The 21,794-nt window shown below is 63.5% G+C and carries 18 protein-coding genes and 1 tRNA gene; 8 read left to right on the top strand and 11 right to left on the bottom strand.

Annotation, left to right across the window (positions count from 1 at the left end):
- Window position 1: 1 nt before the first annotated feature.
- Window positions 2-982 (bottom strand): thiamine-phosphate kinase, encoded by a 981-nt coding sequence (gene thiL, locus GYK42_RS03895; RefSeq protein WP_166446417.1) that lies wholly within the window; start codon window positions 980-982, stop codon window positions 2-4.
- Window positions 983-1,071: 89 nt separating this feature from the next.
- On the opposite strand from thiL, the gene GYK42_RS03890 reads away from it, so the two are divergent.
- Window positions 1,072-1,680: a hypothetical protein gene (locus GYK42_RS03890; RefSeq protein WP_166446416.1), complete on the top strand. Its 609-nt coding sequence runs from the start codon at window positions 1,072-1,074 to the stop codon at window positions 1,678-1,680.
- Here the strand turns inward: GYK42_RS03890 and GYK42_RS03885 are convergent.
- Window positions 1,677-2,198, bottom strand: a complete 522-nt coding sequence (locus GYK42_RS03885; protein ID WP_166446415.1) for a MarR family winged helix-turn-helix transcriptional regulator — start codon at window positions 2,196-2,198, stop codon at window positions 1,677-1,679. The genes GYK42_RS03890 and GYK42_RS03885 overlap by 4 nt on opposite strands.
- A gap of 122 nt (window positions 2,199-2,320) precedes the next feature.
- Between GYK42_RS03885 and GYK42_RS03880 the strand changes: the two genes are divergently transcribed.
- From GYK42_RS03880 to GYK42_RS03870, 3 genes are all read left to right on the top strand, one after another.
- Window positions 2,321-3,520 (top strand): MFS transporter, encoded by a 1,200-nt coding sequence (locus tag GYK42_RS03880; RefSeq protein WP_166446414.1) that lies wholly within the window; start codon window positions 2,321-2,323, stop codon window positions 3,518-3,520.
- Window positions 3,521-3,554: 34 nt separating this feature from the next.
- Complete coding sequence (locus GYK42_RS03875) at window positions 3,555-3,935, top strand: hypothetical protein (protein WP_205711265.1); 381 nt, start codon at window positions 3,555-3,557, stop codon at window positions 3,933-3,935.
- 174 nt (window positions 3,936-4,109) lie between these two features.
- The gene (locus tag GYK42_RS03870) at window positions 4,110-6,428 is read left to right on the top strand and encodes an NADP-dependent malic enzyme (RefSeq protein ID WP_046684361.1); all 2,319 of its coding nucleotides are present in this window, start codon (window positions 4,110-4,112) and stop codon (window positions 6,426-6,428) included.
- A gap of 51 nt (window positions 6,429-6,479) precedes the next feature.
- Here the strand turns inward: GYK42_RS03870 and GYK42_RS03865 are convergent, their stop codons facing one another.
- From GYK42_RS03865 to GYK42_RS03855, 3 genes are all read right to left on the bottom strand, one after another.
- Complete coding sequence (locus tag GYK42_RS03865; RefSeq protein ID WP_166446413.1) at window positions 6,480-7,349, bottom strand: hypothetical protein; 870 nt, start codon at window positions 7,347-7,349, stop codon at window positions 6,480-6,482.
- Between the two features lie 306 nt (window positions 7,350-7,655).
- Window positions 7,656-8,669 carry a response regulator gene (locus tag GYK42_RS03860; RefSeq protein ID WP_166446412.1) on the bottom strand — a complete coding sequence of 338 codons (1,014 nt, stop codon included), beginning with the start codon at window positions 8,667-8,669 and terminating at the stop codon, window positions 7,656-7,658.
- The gene (locus tag GYK42_RS03855) at window positions 8,666-12,010 is read right to left on the bottom strand and encodes an MHYT domain-containing protein (protein WP_166446615.1); all 3,345 of its coding nucleotides are present in this window, start codon (window positions 12,008-12,010) and stop codon (window positions 8,666-8,668) included. Before GYK42_RS03855 ends, GYK42_RS03860 begins: the two co-directional genes overlap by 4 nt.
- 288 nt (window positions 12,011-12,298) lie before the next feature.
- Between GYK42_RS03855 and GYK42_RS03850 the strand changes: the two genes are divergently transcribed.
- Window positions 12,299-13,108, top strand: a complete 810-nt coding sequence (locus tag GYK42_RS03850) for a class I SAM-dependent methyltransferase (protein WP_431190148.1) — start codon at window positions 12,299-12,301, stop codon at window positions 13,106-13,108.
- Here GYK42_RS03850 and GYK42_RS03845 read toward each other — a convergent pair.
- From GYK42_RS03845 to GYK42_RS29045, 3 genes are all read right to left on the bottom strand, one after another.
- Complete coding sequence (locus tag GYK42_RS03845; protein ID WP_166446410.1) at window positions 13,105-13,605, bottom strand: hypothetical protein; 501 nt, start codon at window positions 13,603-13,605, stop codon at window positions 13,105-13,107. The genes GYK42_RS03850 and GYK42_RS03845 overlap by 4 nt on opposite strands.
- A 64-nt stretch (window positions 13,606-13,669) precedes the next feature.
- Window positions 13,670-14,416 carry a M56 family metallopeptidase gene (locus GYK42_RS29180; RefSeq protein WP_166446409.1) on the bottom strand — a complete coding sequence of 249 codons (747 nt, stop codon included), beginning with the start codon at window positions 14,414-14,416 and terminating at the stop codon, window positions 13,670-13,672.
- A complete protein-coding gene (locus GYK42_RS29045; RefSeq protein WP_240943431.1) occupies window positions 14,416-14,832 on the bottom strand; it encodes a GNAT family N-acetyltransferase in 417 nt (138 codons plus the stop codon). The genes GYK42_RS29180 and GYK42_RS29045 overlap by 1 nt, the downstream gene beginning before the upstream one ends.
- 128 nt (window positions 14,833-14,960) lie before the next feature.
- Between GYK42_RS29045 and GYK42_RS03830 the strand changes: the two genes are divergently transcribed.
- Together GYK42_RS03830 and GYK42_RS03825 are read left to right on the top strand one after the other, a co-directional pair.
- On the top strand, window positions 14,961-15,353 hold the full coding sequence (locus GYK42_RS03830) for an Imm10 family immunity protein (protein ID WP_052140012.1): 393 nt from the start codon (window positions 14,961-14,963) through the stop codon (window positions 15,351-15,353).
- 207 nt (window positions 15,354-15,560) lie between these two features.
- Window positions 15,561-16,217, top strand: a complete 657-nt coding sequence (locus GYK42_RS03825) for a hypothetical protein (RefSeq protein WP_166446408.1) — start codon at window positions 15,561-15,563, stop codon at window positions 16,215-16,217.
- A gap of 462 nt (window positions 16,218-16,679) precedes the next feature.
- Here GYK42_RS03825 and GYK42_RS03820 read toward each other — a convergent pair.
- Window positions 16,680-16,766: transfer RNA gene (locus GYK42_RS03820), tRNA-Leu, on the bottom strand.
- 172 nt (window positions 16,767-16,938) lie between these two features.
- On the opposite strand from GYK42_RS03820, the gene GYK42_RS03815 reads away from it, so the two are divergent.
- Window positions 16,939-17,703, top strand: coding sequence for an SDR family oxidoreductase (locus tag GYK42_RS03815; RefSeq protein ID WP_166446407.1), 765 nt, complete (start codon window positions 16,939-16,941; stop codon window positions 17,701-17,703).
- Window positions 17,704-17,771: 68 nt separating this feature from the next.
- On the opposite strand, the gene GYK42_RS03810 is transcribed toward GYK42_RS03815, so the two are convergent.
- The gene (locus GYK42_RS03810) at window positions 17,772-19,088 is read right to left on the bottom strand and encodes an enoyl ACP reductase FabMG family protein (protein WP_166446406.1); all 1,317 of its coding nucleotides are present in this window, start codon (window positions 19,086-19,088) and stop codon (window positions 17,772-17,774) included.
- Window positions 19,089-19,361: 273 nt separating this feature from the next.
- Window positions 19,362-21,719, bottom strand: coding sequence for a DNA polymerase II (locus GYK42_RS03805; RefSeq protein WP_166446405.1), 2,358 nt, complete (start codon window positions 21,717-21,719; stop codon window positions 19,362-19,364).
- Between the last annotated feature and the right edge of the window lie 75 nt (window positions 21,720-21,794).

Below are 21,794 nucleotides of genomic sequence, written 5' to 3'. Positions count from 1 at the left end.
GTTACTCGCTGAAGTGGTCGAAGGAACTCAGCGCCAGATCGAGCGGCTGCCCGGCCGCATCCACCAGGCGCAAGCCTGTTTGCGTCTCGATGCGGCCCACGCGCGTGACAGGCGTGCCGCAGCTTGCCGCCAGGGCGGCGATGGCGTCGCGCGACGAGGCCGGCGCCGTGAAGCACAATTCATAATCGTCGCCGCCGGCGGCCGTGTAGCGGCGGCGCAGGCCTGTTTCCTGCCGCGCCAGCACGGGGCCGGCCGGCAAGGCGTCGACGTCGAGGGTGGCGCCCACCTGCGACGCTTTCAAGATGTGGCCCAAATCTCCCACCAGGCCGTCCGAGATGTCGATGGCCGCATGCGCCAGACTCTGTTCCGCCAGCGCGCAGCCCAGCGCCACGCGCGGCGTCGGCGCGTGCATGCGCGCGGCGGCCGTCAGCAGGTCGGCTGGCGACAATTCCTGTTCCATGCGATAGCCGGCCAGCGCCAGGCGCGCGTCGCCCAGGGTGCCGCTGACCCAGATATCGTCGCCCGCCACGGCCGCGCCGCGGCGCAGGGCCTGGCCCGGCGCCAGTTCGCCAAATACGGTGATGCAGATATTGAGCGGGCCCTTGGTGGTGTCGCCGCCGATGAGTTCGCAATCAAAGGCGTCGGCCAGCGCGAACAGGCCTTCGGCAAAGCCCGCCAGCCAGGCGCGCTCCGCTTGCGGCAGGGCCAGGGCCAGCGTAAATGCCACGGGGCGCGCGCCCATGGCGGCCAGGTCGGACAGATTCACGGCCAGGCTTTTGTGACCGAGCATGCGGGCGTCGGCGCCGGCAAAGAAGTGGCGGTCCTCGACCAGCATGTCCGAGGAGATGGCGATCTGCTTGCCGGCGCCGGGCGTGATCAGCGCGCAATCGTCGCCGATGCCCAAGGTGGCGCGGCCGGGGCGCTGGCGCACGAAATATTGTTTGATCAGGTCGAATTCGGAAAGCGCGTCGTGAGGGGCCATGGCGTAGTATGTGCGTTGAATGATGGTGTGGCCCGGCTATTATAGGCTGGCCTACAATAGACGCCTTTGCCACTGCCGAGCAGCTTACTATGCCCATCCTCGATATTCACGTCCTGTTGCAATCCTGGCTGGACCATGGCTGCTTGCGCGATCCGCAAGCCGTCGGCTTGAGTACTTTCGAGGCGCAGGAGCTGGTGGCGCGCGGCTTCTATGCCGTCAGCGACGTCGACCAGCTGTGCCTGTACGAGGACGAGCGTCTGTTCCGTCGCGCCGGCCGGCCCGTGCATGTATTGTTCAAGGCGTTTCTGCAGCGCGGCCAGCTGGTCGCGAATGGCCTGGGCCTCGGTGATCAGGTGCACCTGGCCGGCTTCCTGCGCGCGGCGGGGCAGCCCCTGCCGGCGTGTCGCGTGCTGCTGGAACAGGGCGGCCGCAGCGGCGCCCTGCTGTTCGACAGCGGCCTGGTGCTGCAGTTTTCCGCCAACTTTTGGGGCAAGCCCCGTCATTACTATCTGACCCTGGTCGAGGGGCACGTGGCCGACGCCCATGTTCCAGGCCGCCGCGACAGCGATATCGACCTGCGCGCGGCCAGCGCGCGCCACGTCCAGGCCATCTACGACAGCCGCGACCCTGCCGACCTGCAGCGCCTGGTCCGGCGCGGCAATGCGGCGCTGCGCGAACTGGCGAGTCTGCTCGCCTAGGCTTTCTTCGCCTGCGCCATGCCGTGCAGCAGCTTGGCCAGCAACTGGTCGAGCTGGCGCTGCTCGTCCGCGCCGAGCGCCGACAGCATGGCGCGTTCGTTTTCCACGTGCAGCAGCACCAGTTTTTCTATCAGTTCCAATCCCTTTTGTGTCAGCGCCACCAGCACGCCGCGCCGGTCCGTCGGGTGCTTCTGGCGTTCGATCCAGCCGGCCGCTTCCAGCCGGTCGATGCGGTTGGTCATGCCGCCCGAGGACAGCATGGCCGCTTCGTACAGGGCCGTCGGCGTCAAGCTGTAGGGCGCGCCCGAGCGGCGCAAGGTCGCCAGCACGTCGAATTCGCCCGGTTGCAAGCCGTGTTCGGCGAACAGCGGATTGAGCCAGTCGCGCGCCATCAGCTGCGCCACCGTGCCCAGTTGGCCCACCAGCTGCATGGCATGGGTATCCATTTGCGGCAGCTCGCGTTGCCATTGTGCGGCGGCAAATTGCGCGCGCGTGTGTTCTTGCGGGGTATCCGTCATGGCGTATGCATTTATCTCGACATCAAGATAGATTTCTATCTTTGTGCTAAGATACTTTTCATCAAGTGATTATGTCACGCATTAAACCATGTGCCTCCCTGCGAGGCAAGGACTACTCTGCCATGCCTGTTGAACGCCCCGTATCTTCTCCGCTGCCTTCGTCCGCCCTGCTGGTGGCCGCCATCATCCTGCTGGGCCTGAATTTGCGCCCCATCTTGGCCGCCATTGGCCCCTTGCTTGACAGCATCCAGGCCGGCACGGGCCTCAGCAATGCCGACGCGGGCTTGCTGACCACCGTGCCCGTGTTTGCCATGGGCGTGTGCGCGCTGGCGGGCGCGCAGCTGCAGCGCCGTCTTGGCGTGGCGCGCGGTATCTCGCTGGGCATCGCCATCATCGCTGCCGCCTGCGCGCTGCGCTGGCCCTTGCACGGCAGCGGCGGCCTGATCGCCACGGCGGCCCTGGGCGGCCTGGGCATCGCGCTGGTGCAGGCGCTGCTGCCCGCTTTCATCAAGCGCCATTTCCCCGAGCGTGCAGGCCAATTGATGGGCTTTTATACGACGGGCATCATGGGCGGCGCGGCCATTGCCGCCGCGTCCGCTTCGCCCTTGGCGCAATCGCTGGGCTGGCAGGCGCTGCTGGCCCTGTGGGCGCTGCCGGCCGTGGCCGCCGCGCTGCTGTGGCGGCGCGCATCGGCCGCGCGGGTGGACGTGTCCGGCGGCGCGGGCGCCAGCCTGCCCGTGCGCAGCTCCCGCGCTTGGCTGCTGATGGTGTTCTTTGGCATCGGCACGGGCGCCTATACGCTGGTGCTGGCCTGGCTGCCGCCGTTTTACACGGAGCTGGGCTGGAGCGCGGCCGACAGCGGCCTGCTGCTCGGTGGCCTGACCCTGGTGGAAGTGCTGGCCGGACTGGTGATTTCCAGCATCATCCACCGTTTCCCCGACCGCCGCATCCTGCTGTTGTCCGTCCTGCTGGCTGTGCTGGGCGGCCTGGCTTGCCTGATTGTGGCGCCCGCGCAACTGGCGCTGCCTGCCGTGATATTGCTGGGCTGCGGTATCGGCTCCCTTTTCCCGCTGTCGCTGATCGTCAGCATGGACCACGTGCGGGACCCGGCTGGCGCCGGCGCGCTGCTCGGTTTTGTGCAGGGCGGCGGTTACATCATCGCCAGCAGCATGCCGTTTATCGCGGGCCTGATCCGCCAGCATTCGTCAAGCCTGGCCCAGGCGTGGATGGTGATGGCCGCTGGCGTCGTGCTCTTGCTGCTGATCGCCGTGCGCTTCGCGCCAGGTGCGCGGCTGGCGTCGCCTGCGGGAAAAATCGCGTAGGCTGTCGGTTTGTCCTTGATAGAAAGATGCCGCCATGGCCGACCACATCGCCACGCCACCATCGCTGCTGCCCGCCAACCGCCGCATCGTGCTGTCCGGCGAGGATGCGCTGCGCATCCTGCGCGAGATCGAATTCCTGCTGCAGTCGCTGCATCACATCGGTCGCCATTATTATCCCGACGGCGACGATGATGGCGCCGATGCCCAGCGCCGCGCGCAGTATTGCGTGGAGACGACCCGCTTCATCGACGCGCAGCAAGCGACGACGCGCCTGGCGCTGATGCGCAGCATTTTGTCCGCGCCGTTCGACACCACCCTGGGGGCGGACGACATGGACGATATCGAGCGCGCCGTCGAAGCGCTGCCGCTGTGGCGCACCCCTGGTGATTCATCACAAAAACTAATTGAAATCTAAAATTTGATAGTTTTTCCTGTTCAGGACGTTTGTGCCGCCGGACGGCCTTACAATGCTAGGTTATGCGTTTTCGTGATATCAGACTGTGGCTAGCGGAAAATACCTAGCTAATTGAAAGAATCGGTCTGATAAAATCCGGAACACCCGATCGACCAAACAGGAAGGCAGCACAGCATGGATTCGTCATCTGATAAAAAAGAAGAATTGCGTCAACAATTGCGCTTGGCCGCACTCGAGTATCACGAGTGCCCGCGCCCCGGCAAAATCAGCGTGACGCCGACCAAACAACTGACCAACCAGCGCGACCTGGCACTGGCCTACTCGCCAGGCGTGGCCGCTCCCTGCGAAGAAATCGTCATCGATCCGGCCAATGCCTATAAATATACGGCGCGCGGCAACCTCGTGGCCGTCATCACCAACGGCACGGCCGTGCTGGGACTGGGCAATATCGGTCCGCTGGCCGCCAAGCCGGTGATGGAAGGCAAGGGCGTACTGTTCAAGAAATTCGCCGGCATCGACGTCTTCGACATCGAGATCAACGAGATGGATCCCGATAAACTGGTCGACATCATCGCTTCGCTGGAACCGACCTTCGGCGGCGTGAACCTGGAAGACATCAAGGCGCCCGAGTGCTTCTATATCGAGCGCCAGCTGCGCGACCGCATGAAGATTCCCGTCTTCCATGACGACCAGCACGGCACCGCCATCATCGTTGGCGCGGCCATCCTGAACGGCCTGAAAGCCGTCGGCAAGAAAATCGAAGAGTGCAAACTGGTCGTGTCGGGCGCGGGCGCCGCAGCGCTGGCCTGCCTGGACCTGATCGTCGACCTGGGCTTCCCGCTGAAAAATATCTACGTCACCGACCTGGCCGGCGTCGTCTACAAGGGCCGCACGGAATTGATGGACCCGGACAAGGAACGCTTTGCGCAAGACACGCCGCTGCGCACCCTGGCCGAGATCATCCCGGACGCCGACATTTTCCTCGGCGTCTCCGCCGGCGGCGTGCTGAAACAAGACATGGTGCGCAAGATGGCGCCGAACCCGCTGATCCTGGCGCTGGCCAACCCGAATCCGGAAATCCTGCCGGAAGAAGTCAAGGCCGTGCGCAGCGACGCCATCATCGCCACGGGCCGTTCGGACTATCCGAACCAGGTCAACAACGTGCTGTGCTTCCCGTACATCTTCCGCGGCGCCCTCGATTGCGGCGCGACGACGATCACGCGCGAAATGGAAATCGCCGTGGTGCACGCGATCGCCGACTTGGCGCATGCCGAGCAGTCCGACATCGTGGCCACCACGTACGGCATCAGCAACCTGTCGTTCGGTCCTGAATACCTGATCCCGATGCCGTTCGATCCGCGTTTGCTGATCAAGATCGCGCCAGCTGTGGCCAAGGCAGCCGAGGATTCGGGCGTCGCCACGCGTCCGATCAAGGACCTGCAAGCCTACGCGGACAGCCTGCAGCAATTCGTCTACCGCAGCGGCACCTTCATGAAGCCGCTGTTCCTGATGGCCAAATCCACGCCGGCCGAACTCAAACGCATCGTCTACGCCGAAGGCGAAGAAGAGCGCGTGCTGCGCGCCGTGCAAGTGGTGGTCGATGAAAAACTGGCGCGTCCTATCCTGGTCGGCCGTCCACCCGTGCTCGAAGCGCGCATCCAGAAGTTCGGCCTGCGCCTCAAGCAAGGCGTCGACTTCGACGTCATCAACCCGGACTTCGACGAGCGCTATCGCGATTACTGGAACACGTATTACGCGATGACGAGCCGCAAGGGCGTCACCGAGGAATACGCGAAGCTGGAAATGCGCCGCCGCCACACCCTGATCGGTTCGATGATGATCCACAAGGGCGACGCCGACGGCATGATCTGCGGCACCTTCGGCACCACCCAGCTGCACCTGAAATACATCGACCAGGTGCTGGGCAAGCGCGCCGGCAGCAACGTGTACGCCGCCATGAACGTGTTGATCATGCCGGAGCGCCAGCTGGTGATGGTCGACACGCACGTCAATGAAAACCCGGACGCCGAGCAGCTGGCCGAGATCACCATCATGGCCGCCGAAGAGATGACCCGTTTCGGCCTGTCGCCGCGCGCGGCCCTGCTGTCGCACTCGAACTTCGGTTCCAGCGACAGCGCCTCGGCGCAAAAGATGCGCGCCGCCCTGGCCATCGTCAAGGAGCGCGCGCCGGACCTGGAAATCGACGGCGAAATGCACGGCGATACGGCTCTGGACAGCAAGCTGCGTCAAAAACTGATGCCAAATTCGGCACTGAAGAACGACGCCAACCTGCTCGTCATGCCGAACATCGAGTCGGCCAACATCGCCTACAACCTGGTGAAAACGGCCGCCGGCAACGGCATCGCCGTGGGCCCGATCCTGTTGGGCTGCGCCAAGCCCGTGCACATTCTGACGCCATCGGCCACCGTGCGCCGTATCGTCAACATGACGGCGCTGTGCGTCGTCGACGCAGTGGCTCAGCGTAAAGTCTAAGCGTTAGCTGCGCATGAAAAGCCGCCCCGTCCGCAAGGAGGGGCGGCTTTTTTACGTGGGTGGCACGGGCAGGGCCGTGGCGGCCGGATGGCGGCGCAGGTAATAGTGGCGGTACAGCAAGATCTCGCCCCACACCAGCAGCAGCGCCGCCAGCGCGAGCAGGCCCAGCGTGATCTTGAGCGAATTGAAATACGCGCCGGCCTGGCGTTTGATGGCGTCGATGAAAATCATCGGCACTGATTTGTCGAGTTTGCTGAAGTCGGCCTGGCGCGCCACTTCGGTGGTCAGGCGCACTGCCAGGTCGGTGCCCAGACTGGCCAGTTCGCCCGTCGCCTGGCCACGGAAGCCGGCGCCCTTGAGCGCTTCGCCCAGCACCTCGGCCTTGGCGATCAGCTGTTCCTGCAGTACTTGCGTCAGCAGCACGCTGCCGCGGCGCAGGATGAATTCATTGATCCAGCGCGCCTTGCTGCGTTCCCAGTAACTGCCTGATGTCGGCCGGTAATACATGTCTTGCACGAAGGGCTCGATCAGGCTGCGCATGCTGATAGCCTGGCCCGGGGCGATCAGCTTGACCTGCTGTTCCAGGTAGACGCGCAGCGCCGGCATCTGCGCTTCGACCACCGGCTGCAGGTCGCGCTCGAGGGCCTGATTGACGACGCGGTGCACGCTGTGTACGGCGCCAAACCCGCCACCGAGGAGCGGCAGCGCGACCAGGATCAACACATAGCTGAGCTTGGCTGCAACATGCCAGGCGGGCGGACGGCGCACCAGCAGGCATTTTCTGGCCAGCTGGTAGCAGATGCCGAGCGCCAGCACAAAGCCGACCACGCCATACAGCAGCATCCACGGCAGGGCGGTCCACAGCAGGTCGCTGCCGAACGGCGCCAGGGTGCTGCCCCAATTGACAAGTTGTTGCTTCATGTACATTGCCTTAAAGTAAGTAATCAGGCAATTATAGCTATTTAACAAATAGACATGGCGCGCTATACCTCAGTGCGCCATCAGCACCGGTTGATGTGGGTCAAAAAAGCACAGGCCCTGGTCATGTACAAGCGCGTTTGCCAGAAATGCCGCTCTATTTGATGTGCATCAAAATGCTTCGCTCCCTGCCGGCGATAATGGCATCGAACTCCTTGCCCTTCCAGTGGTCTGCAACGGCGCCGGCGCCATCTGTCCGGCACTTCCTTGTGTGACGCAACAACGCTGGCCGTGGCGGGAGTTCACTCTTCATGCCTGCGCGTGGTGTTCCTCTTGCTCTGCCCAGCGCAGCCGGATGGCGTCGATGGCGGGTAGTTCCTCGACAAACAGCTCGACCAGCCGCGCATCGAAATGGCTGCCTTTTTGTTCTTGCAAATAGCCCACGGCATCGATCACCGACCATGCGCGCTTGTACGGGCGCACCGAGGTCAGCGCGTCGAAGACGTCGGCCACGGCGACGATGCGTCCCGCCAGCGGGATCGTCTCGCCCGCCAAGCCGTTCGGGTAGCCGCTGCCATCCCATTTTTCATGGTGCGCCAGGGCGATTTCGCGGGCCAGCGCCAGCATGCCGCCCTCGGCATGTTCGCCGATGATGTCGGCGCCGATGCGCGCATGCGTCTGCATGACGGCCCATTCGTCCGCGTCGAGCTTGCCCGGCTTTTGCAGGATGCGGTCGGGGATGCCGATCTTGCCCACGTCGTGCATGGGCGCCGCGAGCAGCAGGTCGTCCGCGGCGGCCTCGTCCATGCCGGCGGCCACGCCCAGCAGGCGCGCGTAATGGCTCATGCGGATCACGTGCAAGCCCGTTTCATTGTCCTTGTATTCGGCTGCCAGGCCCAGGCGCTGGACGATCTGCAGCCGCGTTTCCTTCAGTTCGTCGATGCGCACCAGCGACAAGTGCGTGCGCACGCGGGCACGCACGATGGCGGGGCTGAGCGGCTTGGTGATGTAATCGACGGCACCCGCTTCAAAACCGCTCAGTTCGTCGCGCATGTCGTTCAGGGCCGTGACGAAGATGACGGGAATGGCGGCCGTCAGCGGCGCCGCTTTCAGCTGGCGGCAGGTGTCGTGGCCGCTCATGCCCGGCATCATCACGTCGAGCAGGATCAGGGCCGGGCGTTCCTGCCGCGCCAGTTCCAGGGCCCGCGCGCCATCCTTGGCGAACAGCAGCGCATAGTCGTTCTGCAAGATCTGGCGCAGCAATTGCAAATTGGCCGCTTCATCGTCGACGACGAGAATCACGGGCTTGGCGCGTGCATTCATGGGGACTCCGGTGCGAAGGTGGGCAGCAGGTCGTGCAGGAGCGACTGCGCCAGGGCGAAATCAAAGTCGTCGATGGCGTGCAGCAGCGGCGCCAGCGCGTCCGCTTGCGCGCCCATGGCGTGCTGTAACTGTGCTTGCGCCGCGTCATCGAGTTCGCCGCGCCGCAGGGCGTGCAGCAGGGAACTGGCCGCTTGCCGGGCGGCGGGCGCGTCGATGGCAGCCGCCGTTGCCGCTGGCAAGGCAGGCGGCACCAGCCGGGCGATGGCGGCCAGCGCCGCCGGCCATTGCGTCAGCAGGTCGCCCAGTGTTTCGTCGAGTTGCTGTGCCGTGGCGGGGCCGGGGCTGGCGCAGCATTGCTCCAGCGCCGCCAGGCTGGCGGCCAGTTGTTCCAGGCCCAGGTTGGCCGCCACGCCGCGCAGTTTGTGGCTCTGCGGCAAGAGCGTCAGGTGATCGCGCGCCTCGATGGCGGCCAGCAGGGCAGGCGGCAAGCGGGGATGCTCGTGGCCGAAACGGGCCAGCGCTGCGTGGTAGGCGCTGTCGTTGCCGGCCCAGCGCTGCAGGGCGCCCGCATGGTGCAGCACTCTTGCGCCAGCGGGCGCGCGGCTGTCATCGGCCGGGTCCGCCGCCAGGCCCAGCACGCGGGCGATTTCCTGCGACAGCGCCTGCCATTCGACGGGCTTGGTGGCGAACCCGTCCATGTCGGCCGCCCGCGCCGCCTTGCGGTGCGCATCGAGCACGCTGGCCGTCATGGCAATCACGGGCACGCGCGGGCGGCCATCGCGCAGGGCGGCGGCGCGGATGGCTTGCGTGGCGGCCAGGCCATCCATGCGCGGCATTTGCAAGTCCAGCAGCAGAATGTCGAAATCATCCTGCTGGGCCAGCTGCAAGGCTTGCGCGCCATCGCCTGCCGTGACCACCGTGTGGCCGCGCTTGCCCAGCAGCAGGCTCAGCAGTTCCAGGTTTTGCGGCACGTCGTCGGCGGCCAGCACGCGCAGGAGCGGCAGGCGCACGCTGCGGCGTTCGCTGGCGGGCAGCGCCGCCTGGCGTGCCGGCAACAAAGGCAACATGACGTGGAACACGCTGCCGTGCGGAACGCTGGCGTCGGCCCAGATGCGCCCCTGCATCAGGGTCACCAGCTGCCTGCTGATGGTGGTGCCCAGGCCCGTGCCGCCAAAGCGCCGCGTGGTCGAAGCATCCGCTTGCACGAAGGGATCAAAAATGGCGTCGCGCCGTTCCGCGGAGATGCCGATACCGCTGTCCCGCACCAGCAGGTGCAGCTGGCCGTCGTCGAGGCGCGCCGTCAGGCTGACGCCGCCGCTGGGCGTGAACTTGATGGCGTTGTCGAGCAGGTTGCCCAGCACTTGCCGCATGCGCAATTCGTCGCCATGCAGCACGGCCGGCAGTTGCGGGTCGTACTGCACCTCCATGCGCAAACCCTTGTTGCGCGCATGGACGCCATACGTGGACGCCAGTTCATCGACCAGCGCCAGCAGGCTGTAGTCGCGCATTTCCAGCGCCACTGCGCCCTTGTCCAGCTTGGCCGTATCGAGCACTTCGTTGAGCAGGCGCAACAGCGAGCGGCCGGACTGGCGCACGGTATTGAGGTGGCGCCGCTGCTCCGGCGCCAGCGGCGAGTCGAGCAGCACATCCGTGAAACCGAGGATGGAATTCATCGGCGTGCGGATTTCATGGCTCATGTTGGCGACGAAGCTGGCCCGCGTGGCGGCCGCCAGCTCCGCTTTTTCCTTGGCCATCCGCAAGTCCTCCTCCATCTGCCGCCGTTCGCTGATATCGAGGATGACGCCGTCGACCCAGCGCACGGCGCCTGCCGCATCGTGCACGACGGTGCCACGCTCCCACAGCCAGCGGGCCGTGCCGTCGGCATGCAGCAGCCGGTATTCCAGCAGGTAGGGCTCGCCGCTGGCCACGCTGCGGTTGAAGACGTCGACGACGTAGGCGCGCTCTTCGCTGGCGATCAGGCCCGTGATGCTGCGGCGCGGCGTGGCGCCGAGAAAGTCGGCGGGCGGATAGCCGGTGACGGCTTCCACGCCATCGCTGATGAACAGCATGGGCTGGTTTTCCGCCGTGGTGCAGCGAAAGGCGATGCCGGGAATATTGCCGATCAGCGAGCGCAACTGTTGCTCGCTTTCGCGCAGGGCGGCCAGCATGGCGCGCCGTTCGCTGATGTCGGTAATGAACAGCACATACAAATCCTGGTCGGCCAGGCGCGCGCTGGCCATCGAACGTTGCACGGCCACGGGGGCGCCATCCTTGCGCAGGTAGACGATTTCCTCGCTGGTGTGGGACACCTCGCCTTCGCCCATGCGCAGGTAGTGCAGCAGGCCGTGCCGTTCCGACTGGCGCACATCGCTGACCAGCACGCTGATATGGCGGCCGACAATTTCCTCCGACAGCCAGCCCAGAATGCGCTCGGCGGCGCCGTTGAAGTCGATGATGCCGCCGTGCCGGTCGATGGTGATGACGCCGTCGACCGTGCTCGTCAGCAGGGAACGCGTCCAGTGTTCGCTCTGGTTCAGGTGGCGAAACAGCTCGCGGTAGCGCAAGACGCCCACGGCCGAGGCAACCAGGATGGTCAGGGCGATGGTCAGCAGGGTCACGCTGATCACCAGTATCGGCCGGTTGGCATCGGCATCATTGCCGGGCGAAATCGTCCCCACGAAGCGGGCCGCTTGCATGCCCATGTAATGCATCCCGGTGATCGCGCAACCCATGACGCAGGCGCTGATCAGCGTGCGCTGCGACGAGGGCACGCGGCTGCTCCAGCCGCGCAATCCGAAACGTATCCACAAGGCCAGGGTGGCCAGTGCCACGGCAACGACGAGCGACAGCGCGAACAGCAGCGGATCGTAGCGCAGCGACAGACCTACACGCATGGCCTGCATGCCCGTGTAATGCATGGCGCCAATGCCCAGGCCCACCAGCAAGCCGCTGCGCAGCAGCAGCGGCGCCGTGACGGCGCGCCGGCTGATGTTGGCCAGGGCCACGAACGAGGCCGCCACGCTGGGCACGATGGAGAGCAGGGTCAGGCCCGGATCGTAGGCGACGCTGGTGCCCAGCTCGAAGGCCAGCATGCCGATGAAATGCATGGCCCACACACCGCAGCCCAGCGCCAGGCTGCCGGCCAGCAGGCACAGCAAGTGCAAACGGCGGCTGATGCTCGCCTGCGCGCGGCTGTATCCCGTCATCTGGAAAGCCATCCACGACGTGAAAATGGCGATCACGAGCGACAGCAGCACCAGGCCTGGCGCATGCTGGCCGTGGTGCAGCTGGGCCGGGTCGGCGGGAAGGTGGAACAGGTGCTGGACGCTGGCAGGTATCATCGTAGGCAAACAGGTGGCGCGTTGGGCGCTGGCATGGGCGCTTGCCGCCACTGCGGGTGATCGATGCGAATTACCTTACCATATTTCAGGAAACAAATATCTTAATTGTAATTATTTTCCCTGTCGTGCAAGCGATTCCCGAGCGGGACAAGTGGGACGCGGACTTGTCGTGCCCGTGGAATGGCGATGCTGGCGAGGAAGTTGCTATCAAGAATTGTGTGGTTTTTTTGCAAGGTGCGACGCCTTGCCGGGTGTCATGCTACATTCGCGTCCTGTTTTTCTGAAAGGATGACGATGCCTTTAAGTGACAACCTCTTGCGGCATAATCAGCAAGCCTGGGATGCCCAGGCTGTACAGAATAGCCCATGGTCGCAACCTGTCGACCGCGCCACCATCGCCGCAGCGCGCGCCGGGCAGTGGCAAATCCATTTGACGCCCGGCCCCTTGCCGGCCGGTTGGCTGGGCGATGTGCAAGGCAAGCGTATCCTGTGCCTGGCCGGTGCCGGCGGGCAGCAGGCGCCCGTGCTGGCCGCCGCCGGCGCACATGTGACCGTCTTCGATTTGTCTGAGCAGCAACTGTCGAAAGACCGCATGGTGGCTGAACGCGACGGCTTGCACCTGGCCACCGTGCAGGGTGACATGCGCGACCTGCGCCGCTTTGCCGACGCCAGTTTCGACCTCATCGTCCATCCTGTATCGAACCAATACGTGCCCGACATCGCTCCCGTATGGCGCGAATGCGCACGCGTGCTGGCTGACGGCGGCGTGCTGCTGAGCAGTTTCTTCAATCCGGCCGTGTTCATCGGCGACCGCGATCCGCAATGGGCAAAGCAGGGCTTGATACGTCCCCGTTTTGTGCTGCCGTATTCGGATGTGGAGGATATGCCAGCCGATGCGTTGGCGGCGCGCATGGACAGGGGCGAGGCGCTGATCTTCGGCCACGGCCTGGACAGCCAGATCGGCGGCCAGCTGGCGGCGGGTTTCGTGCTGGCAGGCTACCACGAGGAAATGCATCCCCAGCCGCGCTTTGAAATTGAAAAATACCTGCCCAGCTTTATCGCCACGCGCGCCGTCAGGCTGGCGCGCGCGATAGCTTAGTTGTAGGGCTGCAGATCGAGCCACACGGCATACGACAGGCGCTTGCCGTTCCACAGACCGCCGCCGCGGATGACGGCGTCGCACGAGGTCAGCTGGCCCACCAGGTCCATGCGGCCCAGGTTGCGGCGCAGGCGCAGGGCGTCGTTGTGCGACAGGTAGCCGACCAGCAGGCCATCGATGAAGACGGCCATGGCCTTGTCCTGGAACGGATTGGCGTCGTCGCAGACGAGCAGGGCCAGGCATTTTTCTTCCGCATTGCCGGGACCGTGCTCGCCGGCCAGCTTGGCGATGGCGGGCTGGTACATCGCTTCGTTTTCCACTTCCGACGCAAAGCGTCCCTCATCGCTCCAGTGGTGCGCGGGTGCGCCGGGAGGAATCGCGGGCACGTACTGGCGCACCGAGACGAGCGGCTTGTGCAGCGGTTTGACGGGCGTGCGGCCGCTGAAGACGTAGTACAGCAGGGCGATGACGATCACGATGGCAAGCAGGTAAAGCATGGTATCTCTCTGATTTCGAAGGGGGGAGCCGGGCTCGCGGACGCGCCGCGCGGCGTTGCCGCTACTATAGCAAGTTCGTCGCCTGGCCTCGGGTAAATCTGCCCATGATCTGCCGCCGGCGCCGCAGTGCCAGCGGGTCGCTCAGCACGATGGGCGAGGCGCCAGTCAAGCCCGAATAATACTGGCCATGGCGGCGCAGCACGAAGGCGTAGGCGCGTAGCGCGTGGCCATGCGCCAGCATGCGCGCATCGCAATCGACCTCGATGGTAAAGCGCAGCCGGTGCAGTTGCCACCACAGAGGCAGGTTCCACGGCATGAGCACGATCAAGGCGTACGCCACGGCCAGCAGCAGCGGATCGCGCGCGGCCAGCCGGCATTGTTCGTGCGCCAGCAGCAGCTCCTGTTGCTGGGGTGGAATCAATTGCAGCCAGACGGGCATCACGATGCGGGGCCGCAGCAGCCCCGCCACGCAGGGGCCGATACCGCCGCTCAAAAATACCGGCGTGCCCAGCAAGGTGCTCTTTTGCCAGCGGCGCTGGTGCGACAGCAGCCAGGCGCTGCGCAGCGCCAATATCAACAGCATGCCCATCGACAAGACAAACCAGCCCAGCTTCAGCTGCGCCTGTTCCGCCGGCATGGCCGCCAGCACGCCGGGCAGCCATGCCAGGGGCACGATGACGGATGCGGCGATGGCCGCCAGCCACAGCCAGCGGGTCGTGCGTCCGCGCCGCTGCAGCACGGGCTCGGTGCGCCAGGCGGTGGCGCTCAACAGCAGCGCCAGCGCCATGCTGCATAGCAGCCAGGCCGGCACTAGCGTGTCAGCGCCATGCCGACGGAGGCGGGCGCCGTGTGCTTGAAACCGAATTGCGCATACAGTTCTTGCGCCTGGCCATCGGCGATCAGGCTGACGTACGCGCTTTCCGGCACGTCCGTTTCGATGAATTGCATGATCTCGCCCATGATGCGCTTGCCCAGGCCCTTGCCCTGGTGGGCCGGCAGCACGGCGATATCGGTGACCTGGAAGAAGCAGCCGCCATCGCCGATGACGCGGCCCATGCCCACCACCTCGTCGCCATGCAGGATTTGCACGGCAAACAGCGAGTTCGGCAAGCCCTTGGCCGCCGCTGCCGTGCCTTTCGCGCTCATGCCGGCGGCAACGCGCAGGTGCTGGTAGGTGGCGATGGCGGGAATGGCCAGGCGGGTGGTGTAGGGCGATGCTGCGGTCAAGACGGTCTCCTGTGCAATATGGATGGAATGACCATTATAGGCGGCACGCTTTATTCGCCGCGCGCTATGTTGTCCGGAGCGCTTTTGCGCTATGGTGGCGTCATCCATTTATTTGTTGAAAGCACGCCATGTCCGCAGGATTTACCGCCACCGAGTTATCCGTCATTAATGAAGACGACGCCCTGATCACTACCCTGGCCGCGCCAGCCGGCAAAGGCGAGCCCGTCTACCTGATGCTGCAGCGCGCCGACGAGTATGACGAGCAGGACGTGGCCATGGGCATGGACGAGCCCTACATCGAATACTGTGGCCAGGAGTTCGCCTGGTATGGCCACATGCACGCCGTGATTTTGCATCCGAACCGTTTGTCCGTGCAGATGGATGCCGAGGCGGCCATGCAGATGGATGACGACGGCCAGATCGACGTGCGTTTCAATTTGACGCCGGAGCGCTACGCCCAGCTGCAGCAGGCGCTGCGCACCACGTTCGAGGGCTGTGATTACTATCGCGAGGAACGTTGATTTGCGGGGACGGCGCCGGCTTATTTAGTGTGCTTTCAACACGAGCGGATCGAGGTTCGGGAGGTTCATTGTGATCAACGACATAGGCAGTCACGAAGCTCATAAGAGTAAAGAAATTTACGCAGTAGCAGAACCGTCACGTTCATGCGTATGCACACGGCATTGCATGGAAACCGAAAGCCTGGTTTTTCTTGCTATCTGGCAATCATGTCAACCAATCCATACGGAAACTCGTTATTCCTCAAGGAAATATTAAATTCATTTTTTCAAGGGATGACTATGCGTAAAATACTTGCCTTGCTTCTTTTCGGAACGATTCTCGGTGGCTGTGCTGGGCAGCGTGTTTCTTCGGATGATCCGATAAACAGAGCGTTGAAGCTTTGTGGTCTTGGTATTGATACCAAGTCTGCCGACGTGTATAAGGCTGCCGTGGATTTCGCAAACAAAAAAGGTTCCGTTTCATTTGGTAGCGAGGTATCTGAAGCCGTGGATACGCAGATCGGTATTCTGTTAAAGCAAACGGATTTGAAGTCTGACACTGGGCGCAAGGATGTCGTGGACGAGATCCAAAGAACTCGCCAGTGTGTTATTAGTCAAGTTGAGCTGGCAAGGCCTCTCAAGAAGGCGGAGTTACTTGAGCAATGCCGGGTCGATGTTCAAAGAAAAATTTCTCCACCGGGAAACACGTCCTCTGGCACGCTTCGCAACTGGAATCAAGCATCAGGTAGTTTCAGCGATTCAGAGATTGTAACGATGACCGGCTTATTTGATACTCGCGGAAGTTCATCATTCTGGCTAAAGGCGCAATGTGATCTTCGGGGAGGTACATTCAATGAAGCCGTGATTCAGCAAAGCAGTAACTAGCGACAGAATCAGAGTGATGTGTACGTCACTTCTAGTGAAAAATAACTGTTCCGGAGGTTATTTCCTGTCCCTTTGGTTCCTTTCATCGGGAATTTGATTGAGGCAAGTTTTTCGCCTTCCCCGGAACTCCATTCTGGATATCATCCAAATAATTTCCCAGCGCTGTATTATTTGCTTTCTGGCTGGGAGGGGCACAGTGCGGTTGCAGGCCCCCTTAGGGAACGATGACTGCATGTGCCGTTGGTATTCGATGAGGTCGATGTGCTCACTAAGCACCTCGTCGAGGATAGTGATGCGCTATCGCCACCTACCGTCGTTGCACGGAATTTCTCCGTACTTTAGCAAGAAGAGCGGGCACATACCGTCAATTTATGCGACCTGTCAAACGACAGGCTGAGCCAATAAAAAACCCGCAGCATCTGGCGATGGGCGGGTTTGATCAGGTGCTACTAAAGTGTTCTGTGGTGCCGGGAGCCGGAATCGAACCGGCACGCTGTTTCCAGCGCGGGATTTTGAGTCCCGTGCGTCTACCTATTCCGCCATCCCGGCAACGCGAGACGCATTATCACTGATTTGTCACAATCTGGCAAGTTTTATGCTTGGCGTGCGTTTGCAGAAGCATCGAGAGTCCTTGAGCGCGCCGATTCCAGCGCAAGAAGCGGAGTGCCGCGCCTGGCCTGCCGTCCTATCGTATCCCTTCATTCACCTGGAGGGATATCCCATGAAGCAACTGGAAAACAAGGTCGCCATCATCACGGGCGCCAGCTCGGGCATCGGCCATGCGGCGGCGCGGCTGTTTGCCCGCCATGGCGCGCGGCTGGTACTGGTGGCGCGGCGGCGGAAGGAGCTCGATGCGCTGGTGGCGCAGCTGGCGGACGGGGGCGCGCAAGCCGTGGCTTGCGTGGGCGATGTGGGCGACGCCGCGTGCGCGCAAGGGGCCGTGGCGCTGGCGCTGCAGCGCTTTGGCGGCCTCGATATCGCTTTTAATAATGCGGGCACCCTAGGGCCCATGGGGCCCACGCAGGACGTTGCCCTGGAAGACTGGCGGGCGACGGTCGATACCAATCTCACGAGCGCCTTCCTGGCGGCCAAATACCAGCTGCCAGCCATGGCGGCGCGCGGCGGCGGCTCGCTGATTTTCACGTCCACGTTTGTCGGCCATACCTTGGGCATGCCTGGCATGGCCGCGTATGCGGCCAGCAAGGCGGGCGTGATCGGCTTGACGAAGGCCCTGGCGGCCGAGTATGGCGCGGCAGGCATCCGCGTGAATGCCTTGTTGCCGGGCGGTACCGATACACCGTTGGGGCGGCAAGTGGCCAGTACGCCCGAAGCGCTGGCCTTCGTGGCGGGACTGCACGCATTGAAACGCCTGGCCATGCCGGACGAGATCGCCCGCTCGGCGCTGTACCTGGCGTCCGATGCATCGAGTTTCACCACTGGTACGGCGCTGCTGGCCGACGGCGGCGTGTCCATCGTACGGGCATAACGGGGCGATGGAAACGCCGACGGCCCGGGGATGAGCCGGGCCGTCGGTGCTGTGCTGCTACATCAAGCTCAGTTGTGAGCCGAGTTCAGCTGGCGCGCGATGATGTCGTGGTTGAGCCAGACGACCGGTGCTGGCGGTTCCGACATGGTGTGGAACATCAGCGGGCCCGTGCCTTCCAGTACCAGCGAGCTCAGGTGGTCGGTGATCAGTTCCTTGCGGTCCTTGTGCAGCTTGGTGATGTCGTCCGAGGTGCCGATCATGACTTCGGCCAGCTCCGGGGTGTTGTCCATCGGCCAGGCGGCGAAGTTGCGGAACTGCACGCTGGTGGCGTCGCCATTGTAGGCGGCGATACGGTCGAGCAAGTCTTGCAGAGAAACGCCGTCTTCCAGCAAGCCCTGGCAGGTTTTCCACTGCTCTTCTGCCCAGGCCGCGCCGCCTTCTTTTTTCAGCGCGTCGAGCAGCGGGAACAGGGACAGTTCCACGCCGACGAAAATGTCGGACGAGTTCGTGCGGATTTCCGGGCAGTTGAAGACGGTGGCCTTGATGCCTTTGTCCCACGCGGCCTTGGCCACGTTTTCCAGGCGCATCTTCGCCAGGCCTTGCGTGTAGTTGCTGTAGGTTTGCCACTGGTACTTGCCGTCGATCAGGATCTCGGTGCCGTGGTAGCCGTAGGCGCTGTAGCGTACCTGGCCGCCCGTTTGCTCGATGCGGGCGCGGATGGCGGCGCTGCCGTCGATCAGGTGCTGCAGGGTGTTGGCCGTGACTTCGTCGAAGTTCATCAGGATCAGCTTGCCCAGGTCGCTGTCGAGCAGGGCGCGCGAGGACATGAAGCGCTCGCCGCGGCCTTTGTAGATGCGGTTGGCGATCGCCAGGAAAACCTTGACCTTTGGAATGCCGCCAGCCATGGTGTGGGCGAAATACACATTGCTGCCGTCAGGAATCAAGCTGTCCAGCTCGGCCATGGCTTTTGCCACGGAAGCGCTGAAACGGGCGATGCCGGCTTCGCGGCAGCGTTCGATCTGCGCCCAGTCCAGCTTGTCTTCCTGCCAGCTCTTCAGGGTCATGTCGGCCAGCAGGGCCGTCGGCGTCGGTTCGCCGGCTGGCGCGTCGAGGTCAAAACCGGCCATCAGCGGCACATTGATGATGCGCCCGCCCAGGTTGGCTTCGGCTTCGGCCAGCTCTTCCGCGTTCAGCGGACGCAGCGCCATGTTTTCATCGCGGCGGCCGACCGTCATGCCGACGATATTCATGCCCGCCTTGCGCGCTTCGTCCAGCAAGCCATTTACATAGCCGCGGCCGAACAGCTCGCCGAACAGCACAAAGGTGTCGCCCTTGCGGAAGATATTTTTTTGCGGGATGTCTCTTAAGGACGTGATCTCGGTCATGGTGTCAATTCATTCTAAAATTAGCAGGGCAGATGGCTGATGCGACTGCCCGCTGGTTCAACATAGTTGTAAATTATGCGCCATTTCAGCGAGGAAAATCCTGTTGCGAACGATTCTCGTCTGGAATGGCATCTTCTTCTGCATGCAGCTCTTATTCTTTCGCCATGGCGTATTTTACGCTGCCACGGCGCACAGCGCCCGCGGACAGGGTCAGATAAGCCCGGAAGGCGCCGATATTACCTCAGCTTGGCCGCGCAGGTAAGCAGATTTGATCTAGAACAAATCCTGCTGGCCCGACACAAGCCGCGAAAAATCATCGCCCAGGAAGGGCAGGATGGCGTCGGCCACCGGCTGCAGCTGGCGCGTCAGGTAGTGGTGGTAGTCGATGGGCGAGCGCTGCGTTTCCAGCGGTTCCGGCCCCGCCACCGTGATGACATAGCTGATCCAGCCGCCGTTCTGGTATTGCAGCGGCCGGCCCTGCGACTTGTTGTAGGCGTCGGCCGTGCGCGCCGCGCGCACGTGGGGCGGCACGTTGCGCTGGTAATCGTCGAGCGGGCGGCGCAATCGCTTGCGGTAGACCAATAAAGCGTCGAATTCGCCGCGCACGGTGCGCGCCACGTAGTCGCGCACATAATCCTGGTAGGCGGCGCGCTGGAAGATGCGCCGGTACAAATCCTGCTGGAATTGCTGCGCCAGCGGCGTCCAGTCGCTGCGCACGGTTTCCAGGCCCTTGTAGACCATGTCCTCGCTGCCGTCGGGTTTGCCGACGAGGCCCGCGTAGCGCTTCTTGCTGCCTTCTTCCGAGCCGCGGATGGTGGGCATCAGGAAACGCCGGTAATGCGTCTCGAATTCCAGCTCCAGCGCATTCTCGAGGCCAAACTCGTCGCGCAGATAGGTGTTCCACCAGGCATTCACGTGCGCCACCAGGGCGCGGCCTATCTTGCCTGCCGCTTCGTCCGTATGCGCCGTTTTCAGCCACACGAACGTGGAATCCGTGTCGCCATAGATCACTTGATAACCGTGCTCGGTGATCAGCTCGCGCGTGCGGTGCATGATGTCGTGGCCCCGCAGGGTAATCGACGACGCCAGGCGCGGATCGAAAAAGCGGCAGCCGCTCGATCCCAGCACGCCATAGAACGCGTTCATGATGATCTTTAACGCTTGTGACAGCGGGGCGTTGCGCTCGCGCTTGGCTGCCTCGCGGCCTCGCCACACCTGCTCCACGATAGCGGGCAGGCAATGTTTCACACGCGAAAATTGCGCGCCCCGGTAGCCGGGCACGGTTTCCGCCTCGTCGCCACGCGTGCCCACCACCAGCCCCACGGGATCGATCAGAAAGGTGCGGATGATGGATGGGTACAGGCTTTTGTAGTCGAGCACCAGCACCGAGTCGTACAGGCCCGACTGCGAATCCATGACGAAGCCGCCGGGGCTGTTTTCGCCCGAGACATCGCCCAGGTTGGGCGCCACGTAGCCTTGCCGGTGCATCAGCGGCAGGTACAGGTGCTCGAAGGCGGCCACGGAGCCGCCACTGCGGTCGGCCGCCAGACCCGTCACGCTGGCCCGCTCCAGCAGGAACGTCAGCAGCTCGGTCTTGGCGAAGATGCGCGTGACCAGCTCGCAATCCTTGAGGTTGTAGCGGGCCAGCGCCGGCTTGTCTTCGCGGAAGCGCCGGTCGATCTCGGCCATGCGCTGGTAGGGATTGTCGATGGACTTGCCTTCGCCCAACAGCGTCTGCGCCACGTTTTCCAGACTGAACGAGGGAAAATTCCACGTCGCGGACTTCAATGCTTCGATGCCGTCGATGATCAGGCGTCCCGCCGCGGCCGCAAAATAGTGTTCCTGCTTGCCGCCATGCTCGCGCCATTCCATCACGGCGCCGCCGCGTCCCAGTTTCAACGGTATCTGGTAGCGCTCGGCGTGCTGGCGCAGCACGCGCAAGTCGAACTGCACCAGGTTCCAGCCGATGATGGCGTCCGGATCGTGGCGCTCCATCCACGTGTTCAGGCGCTCGAGGATCTGTGCGCGGCTATCGCAGTATTCCAGGTCGAAATCGAGTGTCTCGTCGCCGCCGTTTGGCGGCCCCAGCATGTAGACCTGGCGCTGGCCGCAGCCTTCCAGGGCCAGCGAATACAGTTCGCCATGGGCCGTCGTCTCGATATCGAGCGATACCAGTTTTAATGTGGGGCGGTAGCCAGGCGCAGGTTTCAGCTGCACTTCCGTTTCTCCGCTGAACGTTACCGGCGCCGTGATGAAACGCTCCATCAGGTAGCGCTCGGGCGGGCGGATGTCGGCTTCGTACACGTCGACGCCGTGCGCGCGCAGCTGCTTTTCCAGCTTCAGCAAATGCCGGTATTGCTTGCAGTACAGGCCCAGCACGGGGCGGTGGTGGAAATCGCACAGCGACAGGGGACGCAGTTCCGCATGGCGCTCGCCGCGCAGCAGCTGTTGTGCCTGCTCCTGCTGCTCCATGGGAATGAAGGCGACGGCCGTCTGCACGGGCAGGCGCACGTGGCGGGGCCCGGCATCCGTTGCCAGCCAGAAATCGACTTCCGTGCCGGCGCTCGTGTCGCGCCAGTGGCGGGTCAGGATGAAGCCCTGTTCGGGCGTGTGCTGGGTGTTGCCTGTCATGGTGCCGTGAGTGTCGGATGTGCTGGCCTGCACATTACAGCAAGCTGACGCAGGGCGGGGGCGGTTGCGGCTATA

Source organism: Janthinobacterium lividum, assembly GCF_011601275.1.
GTDB lineage: Bacteria > Pseudomonadota > Gammaproteobacteria > Burkholderiales > Burkholderiaceae_D > Janthinobacterium > Janthinobacterium lividum_E.
Note: the sequence above shows the minus strand (reverse complement) of the source record. Positions and strands in the feature narration are given on the sequence as shown.

Coding starts and splice junctions, on each gene's coding strand:
- thiL (WP_166446417.1), bottom strand. CDS start 982: ATGGCCCCTCACGACGCGCTTTCCGAATTCGACCTGATCAAACAATAT.
- GYK42_RS03890 (WP_166446416.1), top strand. CDS start 1,072: ATGCCCATCCTCGATATTCACGTCCTGTTGCAATCCTGGCTGGACCAT.
- GYK42_RS03885 (WP_166446415.1), bottom strand. CDS start 2,198: ATGACGGATACCCCGCAAGAACACACGCGCGCGCAATTTGCCGCCGCA.
- GYK42_RS03880 (WP_166446414.1), top strand. CDS start 2,321: ATGCCTGTTGAACGCCCCGTATCTTCTCCGCTGCCTTCGTCCGCCCTG.
- GYK42_RS03875 (WP_205711265.1), top strand. CDS start 3,555: ATGGCCGACCACATCGCCACGCCACCATCGCTGCTGCCCGCCAACCGC.
- GYK42_RS03870 (WP_046684361.1), top strand. CDS start 4,110: ATGGATTCGTCATCTGATAAAAAAGAAGAATTGCGTCAACAATTGCGC.
- GYK42_RS03865 (WP_166446413.1), bottom strand. CDS start 7,349: ATGAAGCAACAACTTGTCAATTGGGGCAGCACCCTGGCGCCGTTCGGC.
- GYK42_RS03860 (WP_166446412.1), bottom strand. CDS start 8,669: ATGAATGCACGCGCCAAGCCCGTGATTCTCGTCGTCGACGATGAAGCG.
- GYK42_RS03855 (WP_166446615.1), bottom strand. CDS start 12,010: ATGATACCTGCCAGCGTCCAGCACCTGTTCCACCTTCCCGCCGACCCG.
- GYK42_RS03850 (WP_431190148.1), top strand. CDS start 12,299: ATGACGATGCCTTTAAGTGACAACCTCTTGCGGCATAATCAGCAAGCC.
- GYK42_RS03845 (WP_166446410.1), bottom strand. CDS start 13,605: ATGCTTTACCTGCTTGCCATCGTGATCGTCATCGCCCTGCTGTACTAC.
- GYK42_RS03830 (WP_052140012.1), top strand. CDS start 14,961: ATGTCCGCAGGATTTACCGCCACCGAGTTATCCGTCATTAATGAAGAC.
- GYK42_RS03825 (WP_166446408.1), top strand. CDS start 15,561: ATGTCAACCAATCCATACGGAAACTCGTTATTCCTCAAGGAAATATTA.
- GYK42_RS03815 (WP_166446407.1), top strand. CDS start 16,939: ATGAAGCAACTGGAAAACAAGGTCGCCATCATCACGGGCGCCAGCTCG.
- GYK42_RS03810 (WP_166446406.1), bottom strand. CDS start 19,088: ATGACCGAGATCACGTCCTTAAGAGACATCCCGCAAAAAAATATCTTC.
- GYK42_RS03805 (WP_166446405.1), bottom strand. CDS start 21,719: ATGACAGGCAACACCCAGCACACGCCCGAACAGGGCTTCATCCTGACC.